Raw genomic sequence first — 6,339 nt, forward strand, 5'->3', positions numbered from 1 at the left:
AGTTCTTCTGGGAAGGAACAAACCAGCGTACTGATGAATATGGTGGTGATATGCTCAAGCGAACTCGCTTTGGGGTTGAGCTTATTCAGGCTGTCAGAGCTCGGGTCGGAGAGGACTTTCCGATTATTTTACGTTTCTCTCAGTGGAAGCAACAAGACTATGAGGCACGGTTGGCCAACTCTCCAGAGGAACTGAAACAATTCCTACAGCCTTTATCTGAAGCCGGAGTCGATATTTTCCACTGCTCAACACGCCGATTCTGGGAAAATGAGTTCGATAACTCTGACTTGAATCTTGCTGGTTGGACTAAGGAGTTGACAGGTAAGCCGGTAATCACCGTTGGTAGCGTTGGTCTAGATAGTAGTTTTATCGATGAGAAGGGCTCGAGCTTGGGGATGTCTGACAAGGCGGGAGTGGCGTCTAGCCGAATTGCTGAATTGTCTGACAGAGTTGCCCAAGGTGAATTTGAGCTGGTCGCGGTTGGCCGTGCGCTACTTCAAGACCCTGAGTGGGTATTGAAAGTGAAAGAACAGCGTTTGGATGAATTGCAGGACTTTTCAAAAGCAGCATTGATGAAATTGATCTAAGTAGGCTTATAGAAAACGGCTGCTTGAGTAACAGAATATTTGAGCAGTCTCCGCTATTTTCGAATTAGTATAAGAAAATTAGGTTTACAATGTCTCTACTTTTGAAAGCTTAGCCGACTTTTTGGCTAGACTTGAGCTTGGTTTTATTGAGTTTCTTGGCTTTCGAGGGGACTGGAGTGATATTTACATCAACGTAGTTTCGTTGTAGCCACCATGGCAGCTCACTAAACTCCATATTACGGCGATCAGCTTTACGGCGGTTATTTTTATATTTTCGAGCTTGAGCAGTATCCTGCCTACGATCCTGGCCTCGCTTATCATTGAAAACATGGCTTTTTTCGGTTTTCATTGTATTCATGAAAGGCCTGAAGAGAACTCGTTGGAAAATGCTTACAATGTATGTTACCACTTTCCCACTGTGATTTGCGACGCCCTAGATCGATAAAAATGAAAGGAAGCTCAACTTATTGATCTTCCTCAAGTCCTTTCATCGTTTCTCTGTTTATTTAATCGACAAATAGATCGTTCATCAGTTTTTTATCTGGATCATCTGAGTAGCGATAGTGATCGAAATCATCCACGCCTCTCTTGCGAAGGATGTCTTCATCAATGATTACTTCACCACTGAGCTCACAATCTTGGGTGGTGAGTATTTCGTAGGCAGCATCGGCCATAATGGCGGGCTTACGACCTTTTTCAAGAGCCGACTTTCCGCCACCTTCAAATTCGATGGCAGCTGTAGAGATTAATGTTTGTGGCCATAGGGAGTTCACTGCAATTCCGTAGCGCTTGTATTCGGCTGCCATCCCAATAGTCAACATCGACATGCCATACTTGGTGACGGTATAAGGACCATAATGCTGGAACCATTTTGGGTCGAGGTTAACGGGTGGTGAGAGGCTCAGAATATGGCCGCATTCAGACTTCTTTAACCAAGGTAGCGCAGCCGTTGATAAGCTCAGTACGGCGCGAGTATTGATCTGATACATTAGGTCAAAACGCTTCAAAGGCAGCATTTCAGAGTTCATCAGTTTGATTGCGCCAGCATTATTAATAACCGCATCAATACCGCCAAATTTTTCAACACTTGCCTCAATGAGCGCCTTAACCTGCTCGTCTTCTCGGACATCCATTTGAAAGGCGAGTGCTTGTCCTCCAGCTTGTTCAACTTCTTCGGCAACGCTGAAAATTGTGCCGGGGAGTTTAGGGTGAGCTTCAGCTGATTTCGCTGCGATGACGATATTCGCACCATCGGCGGCAAACTTAAGTGCCATTTCTCGACCAATGCCGCGGCTTGCGCCGGTTATAATAATCGTTTTATTAACTAATGATCCCATCTTTATTCGGCCTTATCGGGTGTTACGTTGACAAGCAGCTGTCGCAATTTAACTTGATCACCTTGGGCAACATTCACAGCCTTGACGATTCCATTAACGTCAGACTTTAAAGGGTGCTCCATTTTCATGGCTTCGAGAATAACAAGCGTTTGTCCTTTCTCGACTTTCATACCCACTTCAGCTTGTACTTCAATAATTGCGCCATCCATGCTTGCCTTAATTTTCCCAGACCCTGAACCATCTTGAGCTTCGGCCGCTTGATGAGTGCAATCTTCAAAGCAGAAATACTCGCTCTCTAGGCGTATAAATATCTGTCCCCCGACCACTTTATAGCGACAGGTTTTGCGCACACCTTGCTCACTGTAGGTGAGTACGCCAGGCACATTACCCATTAATACGATGCGTGTTTCATTATCACCTTGTTTGATTAAATATTCGTTCTCGTTTTGCTCCAGGCTCAAGTCGAACTTGTCTTCACCGCTCTTTAACTGGTAAGGCCATGGAGCTTTGCCAGTATTGCTCCAACCAGATAATTCGTTGCCCCAAGGGGAAAGTTGGCTTGCCGTACGAGACGGGCTTTGTTCCAAGTAAGAGATCATGGCTGCGAGCGAAACAGCCAATGCTGAAGGCGTCTGTTTGCTGAGAGTTTTACTGTCAACGAAGTCGTCACCAATAAAGGCTGTGGTGGCTTCGCCATCGATGAACACCTGATGTCGTAGTACTTCGCATAGAAAGTTACTGTTAACGGTGCAGCCAAATAGGGTGCTTTCTTCAACAGCACGGATCAAACGACGTCTCGCTTCTTCACGGTTTGCGCCATAGGCAATAATCTTGGCTAACATTGGGTCATAGAAAGGCGAGACGGTTTGGCCGGTTATAATGCCATCATCGATACGTAAACCGTCACCTTGAGCTGGCTCCCAAAGGTGGACCGGGCCCGTTTGAGGTAAAAACTGATTTGCAGGGTCTTCAGCATAGAGGCGAACTTCCATGGCATGTCCATTAAGTTCGATTTGATCCTGAGTCTTGGGCAATACTTGACCTGACGCTACATTGAGCTGCCAGGCTACCAAGTCAGTACCGGTAATCAGCTCTGTCACCGGGTGCTCTACCTGTAAACGGGTATTCATTTCCAGGAAGTAGAAGTTCTTATCTGAGTCGACCAAGAATTCAACCGTCCCTGCACCGACGTAATTGCAAGCTTTGGCTGCTTGTACAGCCGCTTCACCCATGCGCTGGCGAAGTTCAGGGTCGACAAATGGCGAAGGCGCTTCTTCAACCACTTTTTGGTGGCGACGCTGGATAGAGCAGTCGCGTTCACCAAAATAAACAGCATTACCGTACTTGTCGGCGAAGACTTGAATTTCAATATGACGAGGTTTGATCACGGCACGCTCAAGAATCAGCTCACCACTGCCAAAAGCATTCTCAGCTTCTGAACTAGCTGTTTTGATTTGTGCTTCCAGCTCGCTCTCTTCAAAAACCAGACGCATACCACGTCCACCACCACCGGCAGAGGCTTTTACCATAATAGGGAAGCCGATGGTTTGGGCTTCTTTTAGGAGTGTCTCAATGTCTTGATCAGCACCTTCATAACCAGGGATACAAGGCACACCGGCCTTGGTCATAGCGATCTTTGATAAACGTTTGCTACCCATAAGCTCGATTGCTGCAGAAGGTGGGCCGATAAATTCAATATTGGCCTTTTCGCAAGCGTTGGCGAAGTCACAGTTTTCAGACAAGAAGCCATAGCCAGGGTGAATGGCGCCAGCGCCAGTTAGTTTAGCGGCCGCAAGGATTTTGTCTGCGACTAAATAGGATTCGCCTACTGGTGCTGCACCAATACATACCGCTTCGTCTGCGTTAAGAACATGTGGCGCACCCGCATCAGCTTCACTGTAAACCGCAACGGTTTTATAGCCGAGCGACTTAGCTGTACGCATCACACGAACGGCAATTTCTCCACGGTTTGCAACTAATACTTTTTCGAATGTCACTTGTTTAGACATCTTAATACTCTCTTTTTATCGTTATTCCCTCGAAGGCGGGAATCCATTGTTTTGATGATAACTGACTACTCTGCCCAGCTAGGCAATCTCTTCTGTACAAAGGCCATGGTGCCTTCCTGGCCTTCTTTACCTTGTACTGCTTGTGAGAAGGAATGGGCTGCAGAGTCTAATAACTCTTCCAATGGTTGTTTGCCGACTCCGAGTATCAGTTCTTTCGTGATACGGTTAGCATCTGGTGCACAGCGTTTAACTTGGCTAAGTACTGATTCTAGGTCTTCTTCAAGTGCTTCACTTGTTTCATGTGCCTCGTGAACAATGCCCAGCTCCTTAGCTTCCTGACCGTTAAAACAAGACCCTAATAAGGCTAGACGTCTCGCTTGGGTTAAGCCAATGCGTGTCACGACAAATGGAGCGATTTGAGCCGGTGGAATACCCAGGCCGGTTTCAGGTAAGCCAAATTTTGCGTCACTAGAGGTTAGGGCAACGTCGGAAATACAGGCAAGGCCAAAGCCTCCGCCCAGGACTGCCCCCTCTGTGACCACAATGAGTACCTGTGGAATCTGATTCGCATAAGTAATCATGCGTCCAAATTCGCGGTTCAGCTCGTAGAACGGGTCGTTTTGATCAGCAGTTTTAGAGCCTTCCGCCATACGGGCACCTGCCATATCTTTAATATCGCCGCCAGCGCAGAAGTGGCCTTCTGCGCCCCGTAATACTACTGCACGAATGTCTTCCTGTGTTTGAATACTTTCAAACACAGCCATTAACTCTTTAACCATTTTTAGGCTCATCGCATTGCGAGTTTTAGGGCGGTTGAGTGTGATATGCAGTTCATGGTCTCGCTGTTCAAGTAATAGTGTTTCGGTTTCTGGTAAAGTCATAGTTAGTGATCTCTTCGTCATTTAATAATTTACATAATAGATCCCGGCTAAAAAGAATGCCGGGATGACGAGGAAGGGTTTACTTCTTCTTGCCGGGTAAAATACCCATTAGCTTGCAGATAATGCCGAGCATGATTTCATCTGCACCGCCGCCAGTAGATACTAGGCGTACGTCACGCATGGCGCGAGATACTTCGTTGTCCCACATGTAACCCATGCCACCCCAATATTGTAAACAAGAATCGGTTACTTCTCGGCCCAAGCGGCCTGCTTTTAGCTTCGCCATAGAAGCAAGCTTGCTGACATCCTGCTTGTTGATATAACCTTCAACTGCCTGATAAGTCAGGGCTCGAAGGGCTTCGATTTCAGTTTGTAATTCTGCAAAGCGGAAGTGAATTACCTGATTATTAATCAGAGGCTGACCGAAGGTCTCTCGTTGCTTACAGTAATCGATAGTGCTGTTTACGCAGCGTTCCAGAGCTTTGATGATATTTGCCGCACCAAACATACGTTCTTCCTGGAATTGCATCATTTGCATCATGAAGCCCATTCCTTCGTTTCCGATACGGTAACGCTGCGGTACACGAACGTTGTCGAAGAATACTTGAGCTGTTTCAGAGGAGCGCATACCGAGCTTATCTAGTTTCGGTGCAACGGTAACGCCTGGTGTATTCATCGGTACAATGATCAGCGATTTATTGACGTGTACTTTGTCGTCAGAGGTATTCGCCAATAAGCATATAAAGTCAGCACTTGGCGAGTTAGTGATCCACATTTTTGTACCGTTGATGATGTAATCATCACCATCTTTTTTGGCAGTCGTTTTTAGGCCCGCGACATCTGACCCCGCACCAGGTTCAGAAACACCGATACAGCCAATCATGTCGCCGGTAATAGAAGGTGCTAAAAACTCTTTACGTAGGTCATCCGAGCCGAAGCGTGCTAGAGCAGGAGTGCACATATCTGTCTGTACCCCAATGGCTAGGGGTACGCCACCGCACTTAGCCAGCCCAAATTCTTCTGCAGCCACAATGCTATAGCTGTAATCGAGCCCCATGCCACCAAACTCAGTCGGTTTGCTAATACCTAAAAGGCCAAGCTCGCCAAGCTTTTTGAATACGTCTCGCATTGGAAATGTGCCAGCTTGCTCCCACTCTTCAACATGTGGGTTGATTTCATTTACGACGAAGTTCTTAACGGTACGACGGATTTCTTTGTGTTCTTGAGTAAATTGCATTGTTCTTGCTCTGTTCTTTAAATTATTTGTGAATATAGTCGGACTCAGCGTCATCGCCGCGCAAGCGGGGATCCATTGTCTAGTTTTATATTCAGTCTGTTCTTAGTATTCATCAACCTATGTGGCTTAGCTCTAAAACAATAGATTCCCGCCTACGCGGGAATGACCTGGTAGTTTTTGCTTTACATCTTATAGACGCGCTACGCCAAAAGAGCTGGGTCTTAGTTCACGCATATTGGCTTCCTCACAAATATCTAAGAGGAATGCCAACACCTTGCGCGTGTCGCG

General features: G+C 46.6%; 5 protein-coding genes and 1 pseudogene. 1 reads left to right on the forward strand and 5 read right to left on the reverse strand.

Features of this window, described 5'->3' with window-relative positions; genetic code table 11:
- Nucleotides 1-587: pseudogene (locus A3756_RS11070) on the forward strand (12-oxophytodienoate reductase); the annotation flags it as partial.
- Between the two features lie 109 nt (nt 588-696).
- Here A3756_RS11070 and A3756_RS11075 read toward each other — a convergent pair.
- The 5 genes from A3756_RS11075 to A3756_RS11095 all read right to left on the reverse strand — a co-directional run bounded on the left by A3756_RS11075 (nt 697) and on the right by A3756_RS11095 (nt 6,051).
- The gene (locus A3756_RS11075; RefSeq protein ID WP_156491574.1) at nt 697-936 is read right to left on the reverse strand and encodes a hypothetical protein; all 240 of its coding nucleotides are present in this window, start codon (nt 934-936) and stop codon (nt 697-699) included.
- 157 nt (nt 937-1,093) lie between these two features.
- A complete protein-coding gene (locus A3756_RS11080) occupies nt 1,094-1,924 on the reverse strand; it encodes an NAD(P)-dependent oxidoreductase (RefSeq protein WP_068510432.1) in 831 nt (276 codons plus the stop codon).
- A gap of 2 nt (nt 1,925-1,926) precedes the next feature.
- Complete coding sequence (locus A3756_RS11085; RefSeq protein ID WP_068510434.1) at nt 1,927-3,933, reverse strand: acetyl/propionyl/methylcrotonyl-CoA carboxylase subunit alpha; 2,007 nt, start codon at nt 3,931-3,933, stop codon at nt 1,927-1,929.
- Between the two features lie 65 nt (nt 3,934-3,998).
- Nucleotides 3,999-4,814 carry an enoyl-CoA hydratase/isomerase family protein gene (locus A3756_RS11090; protein WP_068553503.1) on the reverse strand — a complete coding sequence of 272 codons (816 nt, stop codon included), beginning with the start codon at nt 4,812-4,814 and terminating at the stop codon, nt 3,999-4,001.
- A 79-nt stretch (nt 4,815-4,893) separates the two neighbouring features.
- On the reverse strand, nt 4,894-6,051 hold the full coding sequence (locus tag A3756_RS11095) for an acyl-CoA dehydrogenase family protein (protein ID WP_068510438.1): 1,158 nt from the start codon (nt 6,049-6,051) through the stop codon (nt 4,894-4,896).
- Nucleotides 6,052-6,339: the final 288 nt, after the last annotated feature.

Source organism: Oleiphilus sp. HI0086 (assembly GCF_001635225.1).

Coding starts and splice junctions, on each gene's coding strand:
- A3756_RS11075 (WP_156491574.1), bottom strand. CDS start 936: ATGAAAACCGAAAAAAGCCATGTTTTCAATGATAAGCGAGGCCAGGAT.
- A3756_RS11095 (WP_068510438.1), bottom strand. CDS start 6,051: ATGCAATTTACTCAAGAACACAAAGAAATCCGTCGTACCGTTAAGAAC.
- A3756_RS11085 (WP_068510434.1), bottom strand. CDS start 3,933: ATGTCTAAACAAGTGACATTCGAAAAAGTATTAGTTGCAAACCGTGGA.
- A3756_RS11090 (WP_068553503.1), bottom strand. CDS start 4,814: ATGACTTTACCAGAAACCGAAACACTATTACTTGAACAGCGAGACCAT.
- A3756_RS11080 (WP_068510432.1), bottom strand. CDS start 1,924: ATGGGATCATTAGTTAATAAAACGATTATTATAACCGGCGCAAGCCGC.